Here is a 22,095-nt window from a genome sequence, read left to right as displayed (position 1 = left end):
AGGGCGAGGCGAAGCCGAGGCCGCCGTCAGGCGGGCGGCGCGAAGCGGCGCTAGAACCTGCTGCATCTGAAAGTTGGCGCCTGCGGCGCCAGCGGCTCCGCCGCCCTCGCAGGCTTCGCCCGCGAGCCCTCACCTGGCCTTGCGGCCTGTCCTCTCCCGCAAGCGGGAGAGGCGGGCCCCCCTTCCCTTCCCTCGCGTCAGGCGGCCAAGCTCCACCACCGATCCTGGGGAGGACATGGCCATGACCACCGACGAGATGAACGCCATCCTGGCCAAGCAGAAGGCGGCCCACCTGCGCGACGGGGCGCCCACCGTCCAGCAGCGGATCGAGCGGATCGACCGCTGCATCGCGCTCCTGGTCGACCATCGCCGGGCGATCGAGGATGCGCTGAACGAGGACTTCGGCTCGCGCTCCAAGGAGGCCACGGCCTTCACCGACGTCTCCGGCTCCATCGGTCCGCTGAAGCACGCCCGCGCCAACCTCGAAAAGTGGATGCGGCCGGAGAAGCGCAAGACCACGCCGGCGATCCTCGGCCTCTTCGGCGCCAAGGCGCAGGTGCGCTACCAGCCCAAGGGCGTGGTGGGGGTGATCAGCCCCTGGAACTTCCCGGTGAACCTCACCTTCGCGCCGCTCGCCGGCATACTGGCGGCCGGCAACCGGGCGATGATCAAGCCCTCGGAATACACCCCCGCCACCTCCGAGCTGATGCGGACCATGTTCGGCGGCGCCTTCTCCGAGGAGGAGATCGCCGTGGTCACCGGCGGGCCGGAGGTGGGCGAAGCCTTTGCGGGCCTCGCCTTCGACCACCTGATCTTCACCGGCGGAACCTCCATCGCCCGCCACGTGATGCGGGCCGCGGCCCAGAACCTGGTGCCCCTGACGCTGGAGCTGGGCGGCAAGAGCCCGGTGATCCTCGGCCGCTCGGCCGACCTCTCCGTCGCCGCCGCCCGGGTGATGAACGGCAAGACGCTGAACGCCGGCCAGATCTGCCTGGCGCCCGACTATGTGCTGGCCCCGCGCGACCAGGTGGAGGGCTTCGTCACCGGCGCCCAGGCGGCGGTCTCGAAGATGTTCCCGACCATCAAGGACAATCCCGACTACACCGCCATCGTCGCCCAGCGGCACTACGACCGGATCATGGGCTATGTGGACGACGCCCGGGCCAAGGGCGCGCGGATCGTCGAGCTGAAGCCCGAGGGCGAGGACCTCTCCCAGCAGGAGCACCGCAAGATCGCCCCCACCCTGATCCTCGACCCCACCGACGACATGAAGGTGATGCAGGAGGAGATCTTCGGCCCGGTCCTGCCGGTGAAGGCCTATGACACGGTGGACGAGGCCATCGCCTATGTGAACAAGGGCGAGCGCCCGCTGGGCCTCTACTATTTCGGCGCCGACGCGGCGGAGCAGGAAAAGGTGCTGACCGCCACCACCTCCGGCGGCGTCACGGTCAACGACGTGATCTTCCACGTGGCCCAGGAAGACCTGCCCTTCGGCGGCGTCGGCCCCTCCGGCATGGGCGCCTATCACGGCCACGACGGCTTCCGGGAGTTCAGCCACCGCAAGGCGATCTACAGCCAGATCAAGGCCGACAAGCCTCTGCAGCCGATGCGCCCGCCCTTCGGGCCGGGAATCCGGAAATACCTGGACGGGCAGATCCGGCGGTAGGGGGCTGCGACGGTCAGATTCTGCCGGGCAGGTTCGGCCGTTGCGCTCGACGCAGGCTTAGACGGAGCCGTCGGGAAGCGGATCGCTGATGCGCGTCGTCTTCAGATAGCTGATCAGGTTGGACCAGAAGTCGTCCACGGCCGCCTGGCCGCCTTGGGCGATCAGCAGCCGTTCGACACCCCATTGGGCGACTTGATAGTGCACATGGGCTCGCTCAGCCGCCGGGTTCTTTAGTGCGGCGCGCTCGGCTTCGGTGAATGGACGTACGTTGGCTGGGTCGATCCGTCTGACCGTGGTCGTGTCGGGTGCGGCTCCCCCGTCTCTTAGCGCCGCCGTGGCGGCGCTGATCGCTTTGTAGAGCGGGTCCGAGGGTAGCACGGCGGAAAACATGGCGATCCTCCTGCAATGCACCTAACGATGCAAAATCGGCGCCACTCAACCGAAACATGCAGAACCCTTCGGTAAGAACGGCAACCGTCAGAGCCTTCCAGAAAACGCCCTTAGACCACGTCGGATGGCGAATTGCCGATGCGCGTCGTCTTTAGATAGCTGATCAGGTTGGACCAGAAGTCGTCCACGGCCGCCTGACCGCCTTGGGCGATCAGCATGCGCTCGACGCCCCACTGAGCGACCTGATGGTGGGCCAGAGCCTTTGCTGGCTCGGGGTCCCTTAGAATTTCCCGGTCGGCAGCCGTCAGTGGCTGGTCGACGGGACGAGCACGTTGGACGAGGGGCGGCTCGGTGGGCGGACCGGCCTCCCTCAACGCCGCCGTCGCCTCGGCCACGATGCGCGCCAGTTCGCCCGTGCGAGCTATTCCGGTCATCGGAAGACCTCCCGTTCCACCGGCGGAGGTGCAAGTCCGGCGCCACTCAACCGATACCTGTAGGTGGCGGTGAGATGCGAGCGTGGCTGCGCCTGCGACGTTTTCCGACGCCGCGCATTTTCTCGCCATGACCCGATCCATGGCGCTCCTGCTGGCCGCCCTCCTGGCCGCGCCGCCCGCCGCCCAGGCCGCCTCCGCGGCTGCAGATGTCCGCGCGGCGTTCGGCAACACCCTGCTGACCATCGACCCCGACGGGCGGACCCGGAAGATCTGGCTCCAGCCCGACGGAACCTGGACCGGCCTCAGCCGCCGCGGCCGGGACCTCGCCGGCACCTGGACCGCGCAGGGCGGGCAGGTCTGCCTGAAACAATCGAAGCCCCGCCTGCCCGGCGGCATGTGCGGCCGGATGCCCACCGAGCCCGGCGCCAGCGTCGAGGCGAAGGACCCAACGGGGAAGACGGTTCGGCTGAAGTTGGTGAGGGGGCGGGTGACGGAGTAGGCGCGGCCCCCTGCATGCATTCCGGGAACGGCTGACGCCAAGGCGCAGATCATGCAGGTCTATGAAAGAAGTAGGTCGGGAACCGGCTTAAGACCGTTGCTCCAGTGGCGCCGGTCTAGCCCGGCGACTGCTCAGCAAGGAGGGCGTGGTAGGCTGCCGCGCCCTCGTCTTCTGGCATCTCCAACAGTTCTTCGAGCAGGGCCAGCGTGAAGATACAAGTCGCTTCAAGGTCGCTCGACGGCGCGCCGTTCGCCGCCCAGGCGTCCAACCTCGCCCGATCCTCAGAGGAAGGGCGACGCATGGCGGCGGCCCATACGCTCTCCACCTCATTCGGAGACGTGGTTGGCCACGATTGCGGAGTTGTGGCCGCTTGTTTCAACAGCGCTGCGGTGACTTGAACGTCGCGAGCCATAAGTTCAGGGCCGAACACATCGGGGAGGTGCAGGTTGGTCGTGCCCGTGGATAGGAACCGGCCACATTCAACCTCTGACACGCGCCTCAGAGCGATACCCTCCTCATGAGTTACACGCATGATATTGAGGGTGTTTGCCCGATCCGCCTTGGGCAGCGCGCTTCCCACCGCCAAACCGATGTGCGCTCGGACCGCGTTGCTTGCGTCGATTTGGTTCTGGCCGTCTCTGATCGCCCCTCGCAGTTGCCTGATCGCCTGTGCGTACTCGACGGGGTAATTCTCCTTCAAGACGCTGAACGTCGGGTGCTCGGAGAGCTGCCGCTCCACCGTCATCACTGCAATATGCGGTTCAATGAAAACCTCAGCTATATGACGTCCTCCCGCCGCTCCAGCGACAGCGCAGACGGTAATCACCAGCCCTTGCAACCGCGCTCCGGCGGATCGCGTGAGGATGCCGCCCGCGAGGGCGCCAAGGCCGCCGCACACGCCGGCCACGATGACGGCTACGAGGATCGACAATGGAAGGCCCCCACCTCAGGGGCGCATCCTTGCCCCTGAGAACACAACCCAGAGCGCCGTTAAAGCCGGGTTACGACATATAGATGTTGCGGCGGGTATGTGTGCGCCTCCCGATCAGCGCGAAGCCAAAGAGGTCCGAACAATGGGCCCGCGGTCGTACGCTCATTCTTTCGAGGGGTGCCCAGCCCAGATGACAGGGTTCCAGTCCCCTACCCCGCCGCCCAGTCCCCCTCCGGCAGCCGCCAGTACGCCCCCGCCTCGCGCGCCAGCATCCGATGCCCGATCAGCTCGCGCCTCAACGTCGCAGAGTCCCAGTGGCGGCGCTGGAGGGTTTCGTTGACCTCGGCCTCCGGATAACGCCGACCCTCCTCGAACTGCCGGGCGAGCCAGGCGAGGACGACGGCGCGCTTGCGGCGGCTGGCGGGGATCACCTTGAGGGCGCCATCGGGACCGACGAAGGTCGCCAGCACCTTTTCCTCCCAGGTCTCGCTCTTGGGCGCCAAGGCCGCCACGCCGGCGCCGTCCAGCAGGGCGCGGTTCATGCGGGTGAGCGCCTCGGGCTTCAGGGCGTGCCAGCGGGTCACGCCCTCGGCCCGCACGCTGACAAGGCCGAGATCCTTCAGCACCGCCAGGTGGTGGGAGACGGTGGGCTCCTTCAGGGCCAGGAGCTCGGCCAGCTCCTGCACGCTGCGTTCGCGTCCGGCCAGGAGGCCGACGATCCGCAGCCGGCTTTCGTTGGCCATGGCCTTGAAGAAGGCCAGCAAGGTCGAGAGGTGGGCTTCGGTCATGACCGCGACTCCATCGAAGATCATCTAATTAGACAATTATCGAAATATGCGTCCACAAAAAACGCCGCCGGAGGGGCGGCGTTCCTGCGACGCAGGGCTCTGCGCCCTGGCGGTCAGGTCCCGCTGCGGATCTGCTCGCGCGCCTGGGCCAGGAGCTCATCCATCTTCATGCGGACCTCGCCCTCGGTGATCTGCACGCCAGAGCCCTTCAGGTCCTCGAACACCTTGCGCAGAACGTCCTCGTCGCCCGGCAGCTCGAAGTCGGAGCGGACCACGGCCTTGGCGTATTCCTCGACGCTGTCCTCGCCCAAGCCCATCAGGCCGGCGGCCCATTGGCCGAGCAGGCGGTTGCGGCGCGCGCCGGCCTTGAACTCCTGCTCTTGATCCAGAGCGAACTTGCCCTCGAAGCCTCGTTCGCGATCGTCAAAGATAGGCATGTGGTCCCCAGTAAGCGTACGTCGGCGTTGCATATCGCTTGCCGTGAGCCGCCGCAATGCAAACGCGCGTTCGGGCGGTGCGGCGCTTGCGCCGTTTGCGCCGGCGCCACGGTTCCGCTAATTTCCCGCGGCCTCGGATGAGCGAGAGGCCTTGAGTCGGAGCCGCGCGCGTTGGGACCAACCGCGCGCGTTTTTCGTTTTCCGGTACGGGGCAGCCCTCGCTTTTGGAGAAGGCGTCTATGAGCACCCGCCGCAAGAAGATCTACGAAGGCAAGGCCAAGATCCTCTACGAGGGCCCCGAGCCCGGCACCCTGATCCAGTACTTCAAGGACGACGCCACCGCCTTCAACGCTCAAAAGAAGGCGGTTCTGGAAGGCAAGGGGGTCATCAACAACCGCATCAGCGAATATGTGATGACCAAGCTGAACGCCATCGGCGTTCAGAACCATTTCATCAAGCGCCTGAACCTGCGCGAGCAGCTGATCCGCGAGGTGGAGATCATTCCGCTGGAGGTGGTCTGCCGCAACATCGCCGCCGGCAGCCTGTCCCAGCGCTTCGGCCTGCCCGAGGGCCAGGCCCTGCCCCGCTCGATCATCGAGTTCTACCTGAAGGACGACAAGCTCTCCGACCCGATGGTGGCCGAGGAGCACATCACCGCCTTCAACTGGGCCTCCACCCAGGAGATCGACGACATGATGGCGCTCACCCTGCGGGTGAACGACTTCCTGACCGGCCTCTTCGCCGGCGTCGGCATCACCCTGGTGGATTTCAAGGTCGAGTTCGGCCGCGTGTGGGAGAACGACTTCGCCCGCATCATCCTGGCCGACGAGATCAGCCCCGATTCCTGCCGCCTGTGGGACGCCCAGACCAACGAGAAGCTGGACAAGGACCGCTTCCGCCGCGACCTGGGCGACGTGATCGAAAGCTATACCGAAGTCGCCCGCCGGCTCGGCATCATGAAGGAGATGCCGACCGTCATCCAAGGAGGCCTGCACTAGTGCGCGCGAAAGTCCATGTGTTCCTGAAGCCCGGCGTTCTCGACGTGCAGGGCAAGGCGGTCGAAAACGCGTTGCACGGCCTGGGCTGGGGCGAGGTGGAGCATGTGCGGGTCGGCAAGACCATCGAGTTCGACCTGAAGGCGACCGACGCCGCCGCCGCCGAGGCCGAGGTCAGGCAGATGTGCGAGAAGCTCCTGGCCAACACCGTGATCGAAAGCTACCGCGTCGAGGTGGCGTGAGGGCGAAGGCTCTTACACCGATCCTCCTCCTGGCGGGCCTATGCGCCTGCGCGCCGAAGCCGGAGGCTGCGAAGCCCAGGCTCGCGCTGGACTGCAGCCTTTCCTACGACGAGCTCAGCGCCCGAGTGCTGGCTCATCCGGGCCTCGTCCAGCAGCCGGCCGAGAAAGGCGAGCCCTACCGGTTCTATACGGTGGAGGGCGCCGGCGAGGCCTTCGTCTTCACCCAGCCGGGAGCTCCCGGCCATCCGGCGATCCTGAAGCAGGAGGTTGTGCGCGAGGGCGGGGCCGCCCACATGCGCAACACCGGCTGCGCCTATGGCGACCAGGCCGGTTTCGACCAGGTCATGGCCTATCTGGAGAGCCTCAGCCGCCGATGACTCCCCGGCCCGCCGATGCGGCGGTTCCCCCCCTCCCCTTCCACGCCGAATGCGCCTAAAGACCCGCCCATGAAAGCCGCCGTCATCGTCTTCCCCGGATCCAACTGCGACCGCGACTGCAAGGTCGCCATCGAGCGCTCCACCGGGGCGAAGGTGGACATGGTCTGGCATGGGGAGACCGCCCTGCCCGTGGGGGTGGACCTGATCGTGCTGCCCGGCGGCTTCTCCTACGGCGACTATCTGCGCACCGGCGCCATGGCGGCGCTCTCGCCGGTGATGGGCGGGGTCAAGGCCGCCGCGGAGCGCGGCGTGGCCACGGTCGGGATCTGCAACGGCTTCCAGATCCTCTGCGAGGTGGGCCTGCTGCCCGGCGCCCTCCTGCGCAACGAAGGCTTGAAATATGTCTGCAAACCGGTGGGGCTGGAGGTGACCAACGCCCAGACCCGCTTCACCGCCGCCTATGGCGGCCGCCGGCAGGTGGAGATGACCGTCGGCAACGGCGAGGGCAATTACTTCGCCGACGAAGCCACCCTCGACCGGCTGGAGGGCGAGGGCCAGGTGGTCTTCCGCTACCTCGAAAATCCCAACGGCTCGGCCCGCGACATCGCCGGCATCGTGAACCCCGCGGGCAATGTGCTGGGCCTCATGCCCCATCCCGACCGCGCCTTCGAAGCCGAACTCGGCTCCGCCGACGGGGCGCTGCTGTTCCAGAGCGCGCTGGCGAGCGCCTAGGAGGGGCTCAGGCCCACGCCCCGCAAGGAGCCGCTCCTGGGGTGGGTAGCCAGGCGCACCTGCCCCTGGCTCGGGCCTCAGCAACGCCTGGCGCCCCGGATCCTTTGCCCCATCCCCTTAGGTGTGGATGTCAAGCCGCCGCCGCGGCTTCCAGCGGCGCGATGTCCAGCTTCACCATCTGGAGCATGGCTTCGGTGACGCGCTTCACCTTCGCCGGGTCGGGATCGCTCATCAGTTCGCCCAGGCGCTTGGGCGCGATCTGCCAGGAGAGGCCCCAGCGGTCCTTCAGCCAGCCGCACTGCTCGGTCGTCCCGCCCTCCTTCAGGGCGTCCCACAGGCGGTCGATCTCTTCTTGGGTGTCGCATTCCACCATGATCGAGAAGCTGTGGTTGAAGGGATCGAGGGGCCCGGCCTCTATGGCCATGTAGTTCTGGTCGCCCAGGGTGAAGGCGGCGATCTTGACGCTGCCGGCCGGGCCCGACGGATTGTCGGCCATGACGGCGGTGTTGGTCTCCATGCGCGAGCCGGGGATGAGCGAGGTGTAGAAGGCGACGGCCGCCTCCATGTCCTTTTCGAACCAGAGATGCTGGGTGATCTTCATGTTCGGTTCCTCGTTGCAGGTCGACCGGAGCGCCCGGTCGACCCAAGGACGGGCGAGGCGCAGGCGGGCCGACAACGCCCGCCCATTTTTTTTCAGGGCGCCGCGCGGCTGGGCCGAGAGAGCACGAAGGCGGCGCACGCCGCCAGGGACGCAGCGACGATCAAGGCGAGCCAGGGCTTCGGGTGGACGGAAATCCAGAACACCACGAAGCCGAAGGCCATGCCCGCGCAGGCCAGGGCCTTGGCCCGGGGCGGGATGACCCCGTGCTCGCGCCAGTCGCGCACCAGGGGGCCGAAATGGCGGTGATCCAGGATCCACGCCTCGAGCCTTGGCGAGGAGCGCGCGAAGCAAGCGGCCGCCAGGATCAGGAAGATGGTGGTCGGCATCAGCGGCAGGAAGGCGCCCACCACGCCGGCGCCGGTGAAAAGAAAGCCGCAGAGGAGGAAGACCGGACGCACCATGCGGCCTTGAGCTTCTGCGAGAATGCGTCGCATTGGAAGCGGGATCGGACGCCCGGCGCATGAAAAGGGCCGGCGCCCTGCGGCGTCGGCCCTTCTCTTCGATCCTGACAGCGTTCCGCGAAGAGCGCGCCCCGGACCGATAGCTCTCCTAGGGCGTCGCGGACCTAGCGGTCCATGTCGCCTTGGCTGCGGTCGGACCGCTGGCCTTGCTGGCCCTGCTGCCCTTGTTGGCCGCCTTGATCCTGGCGTTGGCCGCCCTGCTGCTGTTGCTGCTGGCCGGGGTTCTGGCGCTGCGGATCATTCTGCTGCTGCTGCGGATTGCGGGTCTGTTCGTTCGCCATCTCGTCTCCTCGGCTTATTCTGCGCCTCCGAGGCGCCGTTACACGGGACCAACCGCCTAAGATCGTTAATGTTCCGGGCCTGGAGCGGCGCCGGAATCACCCTGGCGTGATGGCTGCGGCCGGCGCCTATCGCGCTCGCCCGCGAGTCCGGCTAGAAGGCGCGCCATGACCGCCCAGCCCGCCAAGACCCTGGCCGAGACGGCCGCCGAGTTCGGCCTGAAGCCCGAGGAATACGACCTGATCGTCAAGCGCCTGAACCGCGAGCCGAATCTCGTGGAGCTGGGCGTCTTCTCGGTGATGTGGAGCGAGCACTGCTCCTACAAGTCCAGCCGCAAGCACCTTTCCAAGTTCCCCACCAAGGGGCCGAAGGTGATCCAGGGACCCGGCGAGAACGCCGGGGTGGTCGACATCGGCGACGGCCAAGCCTGCGTCTTCAAGATGGAGAGCCACAACCACCCCTCCTACATCGAGCCCTATCAGGGCGCGGCGACCGGGGTCGGCGGCATCATGCGCGACGTCTTCACCATGGGCGCGCGGCCGATCGCCCTTCTGAACGCCCTCCGCTTCGGCGATCCCAGCCACCCCAAGACCAAGCGGCTGGTTTCCGGCGTGGTCGCCGGCATCGGCGGCTATGGCAACTGCGTAGGCGTGCCCACCGTGGCGGGCGAGACCAACTTCCACCGCGGCTACGACGGCAACATCCTCGTCAACGCCATGTGCGTGGGCCTGGCCGACGCCGACAAGATCTTCTACTCCGCCGCCCCCGCGGCCGGCCTGCCGGTGGTCTATTTCGGCTCCAAGACCGGCCGCGACGGCATCCATGGGGCGACCATGGCCTCGGCCGAGTTCGACGAGGACTCCGAGGAGAAGCGCCCCACCGTCCAGGTCGGCGACCCCTTCGCCGAGAAGCTGCTGATCGAAGCCACCCTCGAACTGATGGCCACGGGCGCCGTGGCCGCCATCCAGGACATGGGGGCCGCGGGCCTCACCTCCTCCTCGGTGGAAATGGCCGGCAAGGGCGGGGTGGGCATCGAGCTCGACCTCGACGCCGTGCCCCAGCGCGAAGAGGGCATGACCGCCTACGAGATGATGCTCTCGGAGAGCCAGGAGCGGATGCTGGCCATCCTAAAGCCCGGCCGCGAGGACGAGGGACGGCGCATCTTCGAGAAGTGGGGCCTGGACGCGGCCGTCATCGGCCGGACGACGGACACCGGCCACATCGTGCTGAAGCACAAGGGCGAGGTGGTGTGCGACGTGCCGCTTTCGCCCCTGTCGGACGACGCGCCGCTCTACGACCGCCCGTGGGTCGCCCCCAAGCCCCAGCTGCGGCTCGCGCCGCAGGATGTGGCGGCGCCTGCGGACTATACCGAGGCCGTGCTGAAGCTGATGAGCAGCCCTGACATGGCCTCCAAGCGCTGGATCTGGGAACAGTACGACCGCCACGTTATGGCCGACACCCTGGAGGACTCCGCCACCGGAGCGGACGCCGGGATCGTCCGGGTGCACGGCACGAAGAAGGCGCTGGCCGTCACCTCCGACTGCACGCCGCGCTACGTCCAGGCCGATCCCTACGAAGGCGGCAAGCAGGCCGTCGCCGAGGCCTGGCGCAACCTCACCGCCGTCGGCGCCGAGCCCATCGCCATCACCGACAACCTGAACTTCGGCAATCCCGAGCGGCCGGAGATCATGGGCCAGATCGTGCGGTCCATCGAAGGCATGGCCGAGGCCTGCCGGACGCTCGACTTCCCCGTCGTGAGCGGCAATGTCTCGCTGTACAACGAGACCAACGGCCAGGCGATTCCGCCCACCCCCACCGTCGGCGCCGTGGGCCTGATCGCCGACTACGCCCGGCGCGCGGACTTTGCGGGCCTGAAGGCTGGCCAGGCGCTGGTCCTGGTGGGCGAGACCCGCGGCGAGCTGGGGTCCTCCATGTATCTGCGCGAGGTGCTAGGCCGGGAGGACGGCGCGCCGCCGCCGGTGGACCTGGCGCAGGAGCGCAAGGTCGGCGACTTCATCCGAAACATGATTCTTTCGGGTCAAGTCTCTGTCGTTCATGACCTTTCCGACGGCGGCCTCATCGCCGCAGCCGCTGAGATGGCGCTGGCTTCGGGCGTCGGCGTAAGCCTTTCGCCGGGCGAAGAAATCCCGGCGCACGCCTTCCTGTTCGGTGAGGACCAGGCCCGCTACCTGGTCGCCGTGGATGCGGCCGAGCCGGTGCTGAAGGCCGCCGCAGAGGCGGGGCTGGCGGCCGTGGTCGTCGGCCAGGCCGGCGGCGACGCCCTGGCGGCCGAGGGGCTGCTCCGCCTGCCGCTCGACCGCCTGCGCAAGGCCCACGAGGGCTGGATGCCGGCGTTCATGGGCTGAGCCGACGCATCCCCTCGGCCGGTTCGCGCGTAGATAGATCCCGTTCCGTGGAGCCGACCCGATGCGCCCTGCCGTCGCACTTGTCCTGCTGGCCAGCCTTGGCGCCTGCGCCGCCCCGGCCAAGAACAGCGGGTTTCTGACCCGCTACGACGGGCTTGAACCCCGTTCCGGAACGGTGCGCGCGGCGATCTCGGAACGGCGTGACGCCGAGCGGCTGGCCGCTGTCAGCCGTGTGCACATCGAGCCCACGGCCCTCGCCAGCGAACCCCCTGTCTGGCTCACCCCACAGGAGCGGACGGCGCTGCTGCGCGAAATGGACGCCCAGCTCTGCTTCGAGCTTTCGGAGCGCTTCGAGATCGCCACGGCCGCGGATGCAGCCGACGCGCGGGTCCGCGCTGCGGTGACGGAAGTGAAGCCGACCGGCCGCGTCGGATCGGCGGCGGCCGCCGCCGCGGGGTTCTTCATTCCCGGGCCGATCGGCCTGCGCCCTCCAGGCACGCTCGGCGCGCTCGCCGCCGAGGCGGAGATGGTGGCGCCGGGGGGCGACCAACTGGCCGCCATCGCCTGGAGCCGCGCCGCGACGGCCATCGGAACCGACAATCCCTCGCTGAGCCGCATCGGCGACGCCCTGCAGTTTGTCGAACCCTTCGCCGACGCCGCCGCGCAGGTGATGAGCCCCGAAGGCGCGCAGGCCCGGAAGATCGGCGATCCGGATCCGTGCGCCGCCTATGGCCCACGCTTCCGCCCCGAAGGCTTCGCCGCCCGGTTCGCAACGGGCCTCTATGTGCCGCAGGCGAGCGGCGCCAGGCCGGAGGAAGCGCCGAAGCCCTAAGCCGTCGCCTGGTCCAGCAGGCGGAGCGCCGCGGCCGCGAAGGCTTCCATATTGGCCACGCGATCGGGCGATCCGGTCTCGATGGTGGCGGCGAACTCCACCGGGCCGGAAATGGCCACGCAGGTGTGCCCGGGCGCATCGCCGTAGCCGTTGCCCGTAGGGCCGGCCGCGCCGGTTTCCGACAGCCCCCAGGTGGCGCCGAAGCGCTCCCGCACGGTTCGGGCCAGCAGCAGCGCATAGGGTTCGCTGGCCGAGCGCATTCCGGCGAGCGCCTCGCGCGGGATATCCATCAGCATCACCCGCGCCTTGGGCGTGTAGACCACCCCGCCCCCCAGGTAATAAGCCGACGCCCCCGGCACGGCGAGCAAAGCCGCCGAGATCAGGCCGCCCGACGAGCTCTCGGCCACGGCGACCGTCTGCTTGCCTTCCTTGAGGCGCGCGGCGAGCGCCTGAGCCTGATCGATGAGCGCTTGCATTCGCCCTACTCCCCCTCCAGCCGATAGGTCCGGCGCGCCACGTCCCGAAACAGCAGCGCCTTCTCGGCCGGCGAGGCGCCGGCGGCGATGCGCTTGAAGGCGTTCCAGAGCGTCGCGTAATCGCACGAGGCGCGGTCGACGGGGAAGTTGCTTTCGAACATGCAGCGTTCGGCGCCGAACAACTCGATGCAGGTCTCTATATAGGGCCGCCACGCCTCGGCGAGCTCGACGGAGTCCGGGAGGATCTCCCGCTTGTGGAAGCCGAAACCACAGATCGGCATGCCCAGACCGCCCAGCTTGACCACCACGTTCGGGCAGGCGGCCAGGTCAGCGAGATCGGCCTTCCACTGGGCGAAAACCTCGGTTCGGCGCCCCTCGTAGGGGCCGATGCCCAGCGGCCCGCCCACGTGATCCAGAACCAGCGGAATGTCGGGAAAGGCGCGCGCCAGCGCCGTCACCTCCGGAAGCTGCGGATGATACTGCCAGGCCTCGAACGAAAGGCCGTAGGCCGCCAGCCGGGCGTAGCCCTCCCGGAACGCCGCCGAGCCGTAGAGTCCCTTCGGCGGATTCGTATGGCTGTCGCGCACCGCTTCGCTTTCATCCCAGCCCCCCGCGTGGCGTATGCCGCGGAAGCGGCCGCCCCCGGCCCTCAGGTGCGCCTCGAGCACCCCATCCACGCCCGCGCCGAGGGTCAGGTCCGCATAGCCGACGATGCCGGCGCAGGCGCGCATCGCGCCGTAGCGGCCGCTGGCGCTCATGGCCGCGACGCCGTTGACGAACTCGGTCTCGCCGACGGGGCGCAGCGCTTCCGGGCCGTCGGCCCGGTAGAAGGCCATGCACTCCACGAAGACCGTGCTTTCGATGCGATGGCCCGAACCGGTGTCGGCGACCAGCTCCTCGATCAGATAGCGGCTGCCGGGATGGTCCCACAGGTGATGGTGCGGATCGCAGATCGGCAGGTCCGGCTCCAGGATCTCCTCAGGCTCTCGCATCGCCCCTCCCCGCAGTTTTTCTTGGCTTCCGTACGCCGGCGCGCTCATGATGCCCGCCAATTTCAACGACCGCCATTTCTTCGGGAGGATTTCGATGGACGCCCAATCTCAGTGGACGGGGCTAGACGCTGCGCGGCTGGAGCGGATCGGGGAGCACCTGGAGCGGAACTACATCGGGCCCCGGAAGATCGCCGGCTGCCAGGTGGCGGTCGCCCGCCGCGGCCACCTGGCCTATCGCCAGTCCTTCGGGCTGATGGACATCGAGCGCGGCAAGCCGATGGCCGACGACGCCATCTTCCGCATCTATTCCATGACCAAGCCGATCACCTCGGTCGCGCTGATGATGCTTTACGAGCGCGGCTATTTTCAGCTGAACGATCCGATCAGCCGGTTCGCCCCCTCCTGGCGCAACCACCGCGTCTGGATCAGCGGCGAAGGCGAAGAGATGGTCACCGAGGCGCCGCGGCGGCCGGTGACCTTCCGCGACGTGCTCAGCCACACCTCCGGCCTGACCTATGGCGGCGGGCTGCCCGGCGTGGGCGTGCAGCATCCGGTGGATCGGATCTATCGCGAACTGAAGGTGCGCAGCGTCGGCGGCGCCGACTCGATGGAAGTCTTCCTCGAGAAGCTCTCGAAAGTCCCCCTGCTCTACCATCCGGGCGAACGGTGGATGTACTCGCTCGCCACCGACGTCTGCGGCGCCCTGGTGGAGGTGATCTCCGGCAAGCCGCTGGCGCAGTTCTTCCAGGAGGAGATCTTCGAGCCGCTGGGCATGGTCGACACCGCGTTCCATGTCGCGCCGGAGAAGGTCGACCGGTTCTGCGCCAACTATCAGCGCGGCCCCGACAAGAAGCTGAAGCTGATCGATGATCCGCAGGCCAGCACCTTCACCCAGGACCCCGGTTTCAAATCCGGCGGCGGCGGCCTGACCGGCACGCTTTCGGACTATCTGCGCTTCACCGAGATGCTGCGCCGGGGCGGCGAACTCGACGGCCAGCGGATTCTCGGGCCGCGGACGCTCGAGCTGATGCACATGAACCACCTGCCTGGCGGCAAGGACCTGACCCAGTTGGCCATCGGGACCTTCTCCGAAACCGCAAACGAGGGCGTGGGCTTCGGCCTCGGCTTCGCCTCGACGCTGGGTCAGGTGGAGACCGCCTCCCTCGGCGTCGGCGACTACTATTGGGGCGGGGCGGCCTCGACCATCTTCTGGGTGGATCCGAAGGAGGACCTGACGGCGGTGTTCATGACCCAGCTGATGCCGTCCGGAACCTTCAACTTCCGCGGCCAGCTGAAGAGCATCATCTATTCGGCGATCATCGACTGACGCCGGCGGCGCGAGTCAGTGCGCCTTCGACTTGTGCTCGGGTTTTCCCTTGCGTTTGGTCGAAGCCATCTTCTCGAGCTCGGTCTCGCTCATCGACTCCATCATCGACTTCGAGGCGCCCTTGAGCTTGCTCTTGGGCGTGTCGCCCCGCTTGGCGGAGAGGGCGGCGCCGGCGGCCTTCTGCTGAGCGGCGGACTTGGCGGGCATGGCGGATCTCCTTTCCCGCTCCAACCCGGCGAGCCGCCCCAGGTTCCGCCCAAAACAAAGGCGCTCCCGGCCGAACCGGGAGCGCCTCTTCGCCTGTCCCCAACAGGCCGGCCGTCGCCGCGGGGCGCCGGGCCGTCGAAACCCGTCGCCTTTATGGCGAGATGGTGGCGGAGCGGCAACCGCGCCTTCTGTCGCAGATGAAAAAGCCCCGGCGCTCCGCAATCGGGAGGGCCGGGGCTTATGCGACGGCTGTCGTCGGGGGGGGCATTTGGCCGTCGCCCTCCAACAATTCGCAGGCCCGAAATGCGTTCCCGGAGAAGTTGCGGAATTCGCGGGGCGGCGCTCAGGCTTCCCCGAAGCCCAGATAGCCGCGCTCCACCATCCGTCGCAGACCCTCATAGGCTGCAGTCAGTTCCTCGAAGCCGGCCCGAAGCTGAGCGAGCTTGGCGACGGCGACGGGGTCGGGGGGCTGGGGTCCATCGGTCATGGCGAGCGCCTGGGCCACCCAGCGAGCCCGGGCCTGGGCCGCGGCCACCGCCAGGCGCTGGAACATGGCGCCGTCGGCCTGGCCCAGCACATGGCCGATCACCTCGCGGTTGGACGCGAAAGCGGTGTAGTCGATCCGCTCCATCTGGCCGCGCAGCCGCCGCTGGGCCTGGGGATCCAGCATGGCTTCCGGTTCGAAATGGTCGCTGACCCGGCGCGTACTCGCCGTTCTCATCACCGACACGACGACCCTCCCGGCCGACATCCCCGGAGCGAGGGGACGAACATAGGCTAAACGACGGCCTTTAAGGCGGGGTTGACGGATCGCCGGACGGGGCTAAACCGCCGCCATGAGCGAAACTCCGCCCGACCGCCTCTCGGCCGATCCCGACAGCCCCTATTATGACGCCCAGGCCCTGGAGCGCGGCGTCGGCGTTCGCTTCAAGGGCGCCGAGAAGACCAATGTCGACGAATACTGCGTCTCCGAAGGTTGGGTGCGGCTGTCGGTCGGCAAGACGGTGGACCGCCGCGGCAAGACCATGACCGTCAAGCTGCAGGGGCCCGTCGAGCCCTACTACCGCGACGCCGAATAGGCGTTCTCGACGAACGCGGACTCCTGGAATGGGGCGAACCGCGCCCCGGCGGCGTCAAATTGTGGCCCAAAGCCGCAGGTGTTCTCCGCCTTGCGCCACAGAAGCGCGTCGGGGACCGGGCGATCCGCCTTAACTGTTCGAGGACCTTCCTTCCCATGAAAACCTTCCTGATCGCCGGCGCAGCCGGCCTGCTTGCGGCTGGCTCCGCCCTGGCCCAGACCACCGAAGAAGCTGCGCCCGCGCCCGCCGAAAGCCAGGCGCCCGCAGAAGCCCAGGCCGAGCCGCAAGCCCAGGCGCCCGCCGACGGCGAAGCCGCCCGCGAGGCTTCCGACACCACGGCCGCGCAAGAAGAGGCCGCCGAGGCCGCGGCCGAGGAGGCGCAGCAGGCCGAGAGCCAGCCGAACTAAAGCCGAGGCTGCGGCGGCCCCGCCCGGGCCGCCGCATGCCAAGGTCGAAAATCGGGGAACGCACCCGCCGGCCCGTCGTTGGCCTTGGCGAAAGAGGAGTTTCCCATGACCGACAACAATCGAAATCCGCTTGAGCAGCCCTTCGACTCCCCTCGTCGGCCCACCCAAGGCTCCGACAAGCCCAAGGGCGAAGCCCCTTCGGCGACCAAGGGACCGAAGACCGGTGAAGACCTGAGCCGCGGCCTGGACACCGGCGCCATCCAGCCTGGCAAGACCCAGGGGGTGAACCAGGCCTAGTTGTCCGGGCTGCGCCCCATCATCCTATCCCAGCCGTAGATCAGGGCCGCCACGGCGCAGCCGGCGAAGATGCCGGCCATCAGGTCGTGGGCCACGGTCACGCCGAAGGTCGCGACCAGGACCGCGGCCGTGCGCCAGCCCCGCATCAGCCGCACGAGTTCGCCCTTCTCGGCCATGTTCCACGCCACGAGGGCGAGCACGCCGGCGAGCGCCGGTAACGGCACGTAGCTGGCCAGGGGCGCGGCCAGCAGCATGAAGGCCAGCAGGAAGACGGCATGCAGCATCCCGGCGATGGGGCTGCGGGCGCCGGCGCGAATGTTGGTGGCCGTCCGCGCGATCGTGCCGGTCACGCTGACCCCGCCGAACAGGGCCGAGCCCATATTGGCGATCCCTTGCGCCACCAGTTCCATGTTCGAGCGATGCCGGCGGCCGGTCATGCCGTCGGCGACCACCGCCGAAAGCAGGCTCTCGATTGCGCCGAGCACGGTGAAGGAAAGCGCCGCAGGAAGCACCGCCACCAGCAGCGCCCAGGAGAATTCCGGCGCCTTGGGCATGGGGAAGCCCTGAGGAATCCCGCCGAACCGGCTGCCGATGGTCTCCACCGGCAGGCCGGCGAGCGCCGTGACCGCCGCGGCGCCGGCCACCGCCGCCAACATGCCCGGCCAGGTCGGGCGCCAGCGCTTGACCGCCAGGGTGATCGCCGCGACGCCGGCCGCCAGGCCCAGGGCCGCGGCGTTGAAGGTGGGAAGCGCGCCTGCGAGCGCGACCAGCTTCGGCCCCAGTTCCCCCGGCTCCGGCCCGGCCAGCTTCAGGCCCAGCAGGTCCTTCAACTGGCTGGCGAAGATGATCACGGCGATGCCGGCGGTGAAGCCCACCGTGACGGCGTGGGGGATCTTCCGCACCAGCGAGCCCACGCGGAAGAGGCCCAGCAGGGTCAGCATCAGGCCCGAGAGGAAGACGGTCAGGATCAGGCCCTCGATCCCGAACTTGGCCACGGTGGCGGCCACCAGCACGATGAAGGCGCCGGCCGGGCCGCCGATCTGGAAGCGGCTGCCGCCGAGGGCGGAGACCAGGAAACCGCCGATCACCGCCGTATAGAGGCCCCGCTCCGGCGGCACGCCCGAAGCCATGGCGATGGCCATGGAGAGCGGCAGGGCGACCACCGCCACCGTCAGGCCCGCCATGGCGTCCTTGCGCAGGTCGGCCAGGCCGTAGCCCTCCGCGAAGGTGCTGGCGAGCTTGGGCTTATACGAGTCGACGGTTGCGGCGCGCGCGGCGTCGGTCATGGGACGCAGTCCGGCAGAGAATTCCTCGCCGAACCATATGGGCAGCCTCGGCTTGATTTGACCTTAAGCTCCGCCATGGTGCGACGGAAGGGCGCATGTCGCCGCACCGGCGGGCGGCTTCGCCTTTGTCCGCGCACTGTGCAACCTTCGCCTTCGCCTGGAGCTTGAATCGGCGGGAGACCCGTCATGACCGAGACAACCGAAACCGCCATCGCCCACGGCTATCGACGCGACGAAGTCCGCTATGAGGACGATCCTCGCTGCGTCGCCCGAGTGAGCCACCTCTTCAAGCCCGCCTCGCCCACCGCCGCCGACCTCGCCGGCGCTCATCCGGGCGTCCAGTCTCCCCCCATGGAGGATGTCGCCGTCCTGGCCGAGAGCCCCTCGGTCTGGGAGGCCCTCCCGCCTGAGGAGGAACGATGAGGCGAGCGATCCTCGCCGCCGTCCTGCTCTCGGCCGGTCCCGCCGCCGCCCAGATCGAGGCTCCGGCCGTCACCTTCCCCGAGAGCCTGGAGCGTGAGGCGCTCGCCGCCTGGCTCGCCCGCGACACCGACATTCGCCCGCAATCGGTCGTCGCCGTGACCCCGGACATGTTGACCGCGGTGATCCAGACCCGCCTCGTCGGGACGACCGTGGCGGTGGTCGTGCGGGGCGAGGCCCTGACCCCCGAAGGCGTCCGCGACGGGGTGCTCTCCTGGCACGCGACGGTTCAGGTCGACTGCGCCGCCGGCCGTGTGCGCCAGGGCGCGACCACCGGCTATCCGGTGCGGAACCTGCTGTTCGAAGGCCGGCAGATCCGCGATCCCGACGCCGGCTGGATCGCGCCGCGCCCGGGCGACGCCTTGGATCAGGTTCGCCGCGCCGCCTGCGAGCCGGCTTTCAAATCGCCCCTGCTGGACGAAGCCGTCCTGACACCTCAGGCGGTCGCACCGCCGCCGGCGGCGCCCGCGCCCGCAGCGGTCAAAGCCGTCCCGCAGCCGCCCCCCGCCGCTCCGCCCGCCCCGAAGGCGGTTCCGCAGGCGCAAGCCGGCCGCTTCGCCGTGCAGGTGGTCGCCGCAGGGAGCCCCGCCGAGGCCGAGCAGGTGCTGAAGCGCCTGCGCACACGCCTGCCCGAAGCCATGGCGGACCGGCCGACCGCCGTCGTCCAGGCGGTGGTGAACGGCAAGACCTATCACCGGGCCCTGGTGACCGGCTTCGCCCAGCGCGCCGAGGCGGCGGCTTTCTGCACCGCGCTCAAGGCTGCGAACCAGGCCTGCTTCGTCCGCGCCGACTGACGCGCGGCGCCTTCGAGTCGCCTCGGGCATTCGAACCTGCGCTAGGCTCGACCGTTCGACCGGTGAAGGGAGATTCCAAGCGTGCGCGTACTGCTCATCGGCGCAACGGGCATGATCGGCGCCCATGTCCTGGCGCGCCTGCAGGCCGAAGGGTTCGAGCTGCGCGCCACGGCCCGCAGCCCGCGCCCGCCCAGCCTGCCGTCCGAAGTGGAATGGGTGCGGCTCGACCTGCGGCAGGCGACCACCGAGGCGGCATGGCGGCCGCTGCTCGATGGGGTCGACGCGGTGGTCAACTGCGCCGGCGTCTTCCAGGACGGCCTCGCCGACTCCGTCGCCGCCGTGCACGCGCAGGCGCCAGCCGCCCTGTTCGCCGCCTCCGAAGCCGCCGGAGTGCGGCGTGTAATCCAGATTTCGGCGGTCGGGGTGGACCGGGACGGCCTCAGCCCCTTCTCCGCCACCAAGCGGACGGGCGACGATGCCCTGATGGCGAGCGCTCTGGAATGGGTGGTGTTGCGCCCCTCGGTGGTGCTGGGCCGCAGCGCCTACGGGGGCGGCGCCTTGATGCGCGCCCTCGCCGCCTTGCCCGTCGCCTTCGTTCCGCCCGACGGCGGGCTCCTTCAGGTGGTCCAACTGGACGAACTGGTGGAGACGATCGTCTTCTTCCTGGCGCCTGGCGCGCCGGTGCGGGTCGCGCTCGAGATCGCCGGGCCCAAGCAGCTCTCCTTCGCCGAGGTGGTCGCCGCCTATCGCCGCTGGCTGGGCTGGAAGCCTGCCCGCAGCATCGCCGCGCCCCGCGCCTTCATGGCCCTCGGCTATCGCCTGGGCGATGCGGTCAGCCTGCTCGGCTGGCGCTCGCCGATCCGCACCACGGCCAGGCTTGAACTGACCCGTGGGGCGGTCGGCGATCCTTCGGAGTGGACGCGCCTCACCGGAATCCAGCCTCGCGCCCTGGAAACGGCATTGGCGGCCACGCCGGCGACCGTGCAGGAGCGGTGGTTCGCCGGCCTTTATCTGCTGAAGGCGCTGGTCTTCGCCGTCCTGCCGATCTTCTGGATCGGCACCGGCGTGATCTCCCTCGGTCCGGGCTTCGGCCACGGCGTCGAGCTGATGCGGGAAGGCGGCGCCGGACCCTTGAGCGGCCCCAGCGTGATCGCCGGCGCCCTGGCCGACATCGCCATCGGACTGGGCATCGCCTTCCGCCGCACCTCGCGGCCGGCGCTCTACGCCGCGCTCGGGCTTTCGATCTTCTACATGGTCGCCGGCGCCGCGATCCTGCCGCGGCTCTGGGCCGATCCGCTGGGACCGATGTGGAAGATCTGGCCAATCATGGCCCTCCACCTGGTCGCACTCGCCATGCGGAGCGACCGATGAGCGCCTATTTCGCGCTGAAATTCCTGCACATCATCGGCGCGGCCGTGCTGCTGGGCACGGGGGCGGGCATCGCCTTCTTCATGCTGATGGCCCACCGCACGGGCGAGACGGCGACGATCGCGGCCACCGCCCGCATCGTGGTGATCGCCGATGTCCTGTTCACCGCCACGGCCGTCGTCGCCCAACCGATCACGGGCGTGCTGCTCGCCCGCACCGTCGGTTACTCGCTGACCGAGGGCTGGATCCTGGCCTCCGTCGCCCTTTATCTCCTGACGGGCGCCTTCTGGCTTCCCGTGGTCTGGATCCAAACGAAGCTGCGCGACCTCGCCCACGCCGCGGCGATGGAAGGCGCGCCCCTGCCCGCGCGCTATCATCGCCTGTTCGCCGTCTGGTTCTGGTTCGGCTTCCCTGCCTTCGCCGCTGTCCTCGCCATATTCTGGCTGATGATCGTCCGACCGGAGATCGCCCTATGACCCATTCCGCATCCAGCCGACTGCTGCTCGGCGCCATCGCCGGGTTCGTCGCCACCTCGGCCATGACCGCGGCCATGCGGCGCCTGCACGAGCGCCTGCCAGCCTCGGAACGCTATCCGCTGCCGCCGCGCGAGGTGGTGGTTGGGTCGGGCCTCAAGCGCTCAGACGTCGCCGTGCCCGTGGCCGATGCGACGCTGGCCGCTCACTTCGGGTTCGGCGCGGCCATGGGCGCCCTGCTGTCGGTCCTGCGACCGCGCTTCAGTCCGCTGGAAGGCGCTGCCGCCGGGCTCACGATCTGGGCGGGCAGCTATTTCATAGCCTTCCCGGCGACCGGCGTCTTGCCTTCGGCGACCCGTCACCCGCTGCGGCGCAACGCGTTGATGGCGGCGGCCCACCTGGTCTGGGGCGCCGTAGCGGCCCTCACCCTTCGCGAACTGACGCTCAGCCGGGACGTTCTCTTCTCCGCCGGGCCGATGAAGGATCGGCGCAGAACCGAAAGACCCAGCCCATGGCCGAGACCGATCGCAACGCTGCTCAGCTGAAGGACGACATCGACCGCGGTCGCACCGGCGACAAGGTCGGCGGTTTCGACCCGGCCGCCGCGCCGTTGGGTACGGACGACGAGGCGGGCGGGGCGGCGCCGGATATCCATTCACACCAGATCAGGCCGGGAGCGTCGTCCGCCCGGGCCAACGCCGCTCAGCCGGAACTGGCGCCCGACGCCCGCGGCGCGCCGAAGCCCGTGATGACGCCGCTCGTCATCGGCGTGGGGGCGGCGGTGGTGCTAGGAGGCCTGCTGCTGATCGCGCTCTGACG

31 protein-coding genes are annotated in these 22,095 nt (G+C 68.9%); 18 read left to right on the top strand and 13 right to left on the bottom strand.

The genetic code is table 11. The features are described 5' to 3' along the window. Nucleotides 1–73: 73 nt before the first annotated feature. Entirely contained in the window at nt 74–1,666 is a 1,593-nt protein-coding gene (locus ACK41C_RS11095; protein WP_409653813.1) for a coniferyl aldehyde dehydrogenase, read from the top strand. Nucleotides 1,667–1,723: 57 nt separating this feature from the next. On the opposite strand, the gene ACK41C_RS11090 is transcribed toward ACK41C_RS11095, so the two are convergent. Then, on the bottom strand, nt 1,724–2,056 hold the full coding sequence (locus ACK41C_RS11090; RefSeq protein WP_409653810.1) for a hypothetical protein: 333 nt from the start codon (nt 2,054–2,056) through the stop codon (nt 1,724–1,726). A gap of 110 nt (nt 2,057–2,166) precedes the next feature. Beyond that, nucleotides 2,167–2,490: a hypothetical protein gene (locus ACK41C_RS11085; RefSeq protein ID WP_409653808.1), complete on the bottom strand. Its 324-nt coding sequence runs from the start codon at nt 2,488–2,490 to the stop codon at nt 2,167–2,169. 82 nt (nt 2,491–2,572) lie between these two features. Between ACK41C_RS11085 and ACK41C_RS11080 the strand changes: the two genes are divergently transcribed. Then, complete coding sequence (locus ACK41C_RS11080) at nt 2,573–2,989, top strand: hypothetical protein (protein WP_409653805.1); 417 nt, start codon at nt 2,573–2,575, stop codon at nt 2,987–2,989. A gap of 115 nt (nt 2,990–3,104) precedes the next feature. On the opposite strand, the gene ACK41C_RS11075 is transcribed toward ACK41C_RS11080, so the two are convergent. From ACK41C_RS11075 to ACK41C_RS11065, 3 genes are all read right to left on the bottom strand, one after another. Further along, nucleotides 3,105–3,920 (bottom strand): hypothetical protein, encoded by an 816-nt coding sequence (locus tag ACK41C_RS11075; protein WP_409653802.1) that lies wholly within the window; start codon nt 3,918–3,920, stop codon nt 3,105–3,107. A gap of 209 nt (nt 3,921–4,129) precedes the next feature. Then, nucleotides 4,130–4,708, bottom strand: a complete 579-nt coding sequence (locus ACK41C_RS11070; RefSeq protein ID WP_409653799.1) for a metalloregulator ArsR/SmtB family transcription factor — start codon at nt 4,706–4,708, stop codon at nt 4,130–4,132. A gap of 113 nt (nt 4,709–4,821) precedes the next feature. Then, on the bottom strand, nt 4,822–5,145 hold the full coding sequence (locus ACK41C_RS11065) for a DUF1476 domain-containing protein (protein ID WP_409653796.1): 324 nt from the start codon (nt 5,143–5,145) through the stop codon (nt 4,822–4,824). Between the two features lie 239 nt (nt 5,146–5,384). Here ACK41C_RS11065 and purC point away from each other — a divergent pair, with 239 nt between their 5' ends. The 4 genes from purC (at nt 5,385) to purQ (ending at nt 7,491) form a co-directional block, all read left to right on the top strand. Then, on the top strand, nt 5,385–6,143 hold the full coding sequence (purC, locus tag ACK41C_RS11060; RefSeq protein ID WP_409653794.1) for a phosphoribosylaminoimidazolesuccinocarboxamide synthase: 759 nt from the start codon (nt 5,385–5,387) through the stop codon (nt 6,141–6,143). Beyond that, nucleotides 6,143–6,382: a phosphoribosylformylglycinamidine synthase subunit PurS gene (purS, locus tag ACK41C_RS11055; RefSeq protein ID WP_409653791.1), complete on the top strand. Its 240-nt coding sequence runs from the start codon at nt 6,143–6,145 to the stop codon at nt 6,380–6,382. Before purC ends, purS begins: the two co-directional genes overlap by 1 nt. Then, nucleotides 6,379–6,759, top strand: coding sequence for a hypothetical protein (locus ACK41C_RS11050; protein ID WP_409653788.1), 381 nt, complete (start codon nt 6,379–6,381; stop codon nt 6,757–6,759). The genes purS and ACK41C_RS11050 overlap by 4 nt, the downstream gene beginning before the upstream one ends. A 69-nt stretch (nt 6,760–6,828) precedes the next feature. Then, complete coding sequence (gene purQ, locus ACK41C_RS11045; protein WP_409653786.1) at nt 6,829–7,491, top strand: phosphoribosylformylglycinamidine synthase subunit PurQ; 663 nt, start codon at nt 6,829–6,831, stop codon at nt 7,489–7,491. Between the two features lie 130 nt (nt 7,492–7,621). Here purQ and ACK41C_RS11040 read toward each other — a convergent pair whose 3' ends face one another. The 3 genes from ACK41C_RS11040 to ACK41C_RS11030 form a co-directional block, all read right to left on the bottom strand. Further along, the gene (locus ACK41C_RS11040; RefSeq protein ID WP_409653784.1) at nt 7,622–8,092 is read right to left on the bottom strand and encodes a VOC family protein; all 471 of its coding nucleotides are present in this window, start codon (nt 8,090–8,092) and stop codon (nt 7,622–7,624) included. A 92-nt stretch (nt 8,093–8,184) separates the two neighbouring features. After that, nucleotides 8,185–8,553, bottom strand: coding sequence for a YbaN family protein (locus ACK41C_RS11035; RefSeq protein ID WP_409653782.1), 369 nt, complete (start codon nt 8,551–8,553; stop codon nt 8,185–8,187). 164 nt (nt 8,554–8,717) lie between these two features. Next, nucleotides 8,718–8,894 carry a hypothetical protein gene (locus ACK41C_RS11030; protein ID WP_409653779.1) on the bottom strand — a complete coding sequence of 59 codons (177 nt, stop codon included), beginning with the start codon at nt 8,892–8,894 and terminating at the stop codon, nt 8,718–8,720. A gap of 165 nt (nt 8,895–9,059) precedes the next feature. On the opposite strand from ACK41C_RS11030, the gene purL reads away from it, so the two are divergent. After that, a complete protein-coding gene (gene purL, locus ACK41C_RS11025; protein WP_409653777.1) occupies nt 9,060–11,258 on the top strand; it encodes a phosphoribosylformylglycinamidine synthase subunit PurL in 2,199 nt (732 codons plus the stop codon). A 61-nt stretch (nt 11,259–11,319) separates the two neighbouring features. Beyond that, nucleotides 11,320–12,090 carry a DUF3313 family protein gene (locus ACK41C_RS11020; protein WP_409653775.1) on the top strand — a complete coding sequence of 257 codons (771 nt, stop codon included), beginning with the start codon at nt 11,320–11,322 and terminating at the stop codon, nt 12,088–12,090. Here ACK41C_RS11020 and ACK41C_RS11015 read toward each other — a convergent pair. Beyond that, on the bottom strand, nt 12,087–12,566 hold the full coding sequence (locus tag ACK41C_RS11015; RefSeq protein ID WP_409653772.1) for a CinA family protein: 480 nt from the start codon (nt 12,564–12,566) through the stop codon (nt 12,087–12,089). The genes ACK41C_RS11020 and ACK41C_RS11015 overlap by 4 nt on opposite strands. Nucleotides 12,567–12,571: 5 nt before the next feature. Further along, complete coding sequence (locus tag ACK41C_RS11010) at nt 12,572–13,558, bottom strand: amidohydrolase family protein (protein WP_409653771.1); 987 nt, start codon at nt 13,556–13,558, stop codon at nt 12,572–12,574. Nucleotides 13,559–13,652: 94 nt separating this feature from the next. Between ACK41C_RS11010 and ACK41C_RS11005 the strand changes: the two genes are divergently transcribed. Next, on the top strand, nt 13,653–14,885 hold the full coding sequence (locus ACK41C_RS11005) for a serine hydrolase domain-containing protein (protein ID WP_409653768.1): 1,233 nt from the start codon (nt 13,653–13,655) through the stop codon (nt 14,883–14,885). A 15-nt stretch (nt 14,886–14,900) separates the two neighbouring features. On the opposite strand, the gene ACK41C_RS11000 is transcribed toward ACK41C_RS11005, so the two are convergent. Both ACK41C_RS11000 and ACK41C_RS10995 read right to left on the bottom strand, forming a co-directional pair. After that, entirely contained in the window at nt 14,901–15,092 is a 192-nt protein-coding gene (locus tag ACK41C_RS11000; RefSeq protein ID WP_409653765.1) for a DUF3008 family protein, read from the bottom strand. Between the two features lie 343 nt (nt 15,093–15,435). Next, the gene (locus tag ACK41C_RS10995; protein ID WP_409653762.1) at nt 15,436–15,822 is read right to left on the bottom strand and encodes a hypothetical protein; all 387 of its coding nucleotides are present in this window, start codon (nt 15,820–15,822) and stop codon (nt 15,436–15,438) included. A 106-nt stretch (nt 15,823–15,928) separates the two neighbouring features. Here ACK41C_RS10995 and ACK41C_RS10990 point away from each other — a divergent pair, with 106 nt between their 5' ends. The 3 genes from ACK41C_RS10990 to ACK41C_RS10980 all read left to right on the top strand — a co-directional run bounded on the left by ACK41C_RS10990 (nt 15,929) and on the right by ACK41C_RS10980 (nt 16,875). Continuing rightward, entirely contained in the window at nt 15,929–16,171 is a 243-nt protein-coding gene (locus ACK41C_RS10990; RefSeq protein ID WP_409653759.1) for a DUF3297 family protein, read from the top strand. Nucleotides 16,172–16,326: 155 nt separating this feature from the next. Continuing rightward, nucleotides 16,327–16,578 carry a hypothetical protein gene (locus ACK41C_RS10985; RefSeq protein ID WP_409653756.1) on the top strand — a complete coding sequence of 84 codons (252 nt, stop codon included), beginning with the start codon at nt 16,327–16,329 and terminating at the stop codon, nt 16,576–16,578. Nucleotides 16,579–16,683: 105 nt separating this feature from the next. Then, complete coding sequence (locus ACK41C_RS10980) at nt 16,684–16,875, top strand: hypothetical protein (RefSeq protein WP_409653753.1); 192 nt, start codon at nt 16,684–16,686, stop codon at nt 16,873–16,875. On the opposite strand, the gene ACK41C_RS10975 is transcribed toward ACK41C_RS10980, so the two are convergent. Further along, nucleotides 16,872–18,161, bottom strand: a complete 1,290-nt coding sequence (locus ACK41C_RS10975; protein ID WP_409653750.1) for a SulP family inorganic anion transporter — start codon at nt 18,159–18,161, stop codon at nt 16,872–16,874. The genes ACK41C_RS10980 and ACK41C_RS10975 overlap by 4 nt on opposite strands. 186 nt (nt 18,162–18,347) lie before the next feature. Between ACK41C_RS10975 and ACK41C_RS10970 the strand changes: the two genes are divergently transcribed. The 6 genes from ACK41C_RS10970 to ACK41C_RS10945 all read left to right on the top strand — a co-directional run bounded on the left by ACK41C_RS10970 (nt 18,348) and on the right by ACK41C_RS10945 (nt 22,093). Then, nucleotides 18,348–18,584, top strand: a complete 237-nt coding sequence (locus ACK41C_RS10970) for a hypothetical protein (protein ID WP_409653748.1) — start codon at nt 18,348–18,350, stop codon at nt 18,582–18,584. Continuing rightward, on the top strand, nt 18,581–19,435 hold the full coding sequence (locus tag ACK41C_RS10965; protein WP_409653745.1) for an SPOR domain-containing protein: 855 nt from the start codon (nt 18,581–18,583) through the stop codon (nt 19,433–19,435). Before ACK41C_RS10970 ends, ACK41C_RS10965 begins: the two co-directional genes overlap by 4 nt. Before the next feature lie 81 nt (nt 19,436–19,516). Further along, nucleotides 19,517–20,806, top strand: coding sequence for an SDR family oxidoreductase (locus ACK41C_RS10960; RefSeq protein WP_409653743.1), 1,290 nt, complete (start codon nt 19,517–19,519; stop codon nt 20,804–20,806). Continuing rightward, nucleotides 20,803–21,279, top strand: coding sequence for a DUF2269 family protein (locus tag ACK41C_RS10955; protein WP_409653740.1), 477 nt, complete (start codon nt 20,803–20,805; stop codon nt 21,277–21,279). The genes ACK41C_RS10960 and ACK41C_RS10955 overlap by 4 nt, the downstream gene beginning before the upstream one ends. Further along, nucleotides 21,276–21,821, top strand: coding sequence for a hypothetical protein (locus ACK41C_RS10950; RefSeq protein WP_409653737.1), 546 nt, complete (start codon nt 21,276–21,278; stop codon nt 21,819–21,821). The genes ACK41C_RS10955 and ACK41C_RS10950 overlap by 4 nt, the downstream gene beginning before the upstream one ends. Beyond that, nucleotides 21,788–22,093, top strand: coding sequence for a hypothetical protein (locus ACK41C_RS10945; protein WP_409653734.1), 306 nt, complete (start codon nt 21,788–21,790; stop codon nt 22,091–22,093). The genes ACK41C_RS10950 and ACK41C_RS10945 overlap by 34 nt, the downstream gene beginning before the upstream one ends. The last annotated feature ends 2 nt before the right edge of the window (nt 22,094–22,095 follow it).

This window comes from Phenylobacterium sp. (assembly GCF_046290725.1).
In the GTDB taxonomy this organism is placed as follows: Bacteria; Pseudomonadota; Alphaproteobacteria; order Caulobacterales; family Caulobacteraceae; genus Phenylobacterium.
This window is presented reverse-complemented; position numbering and strand designations above follow the sequence as displayed.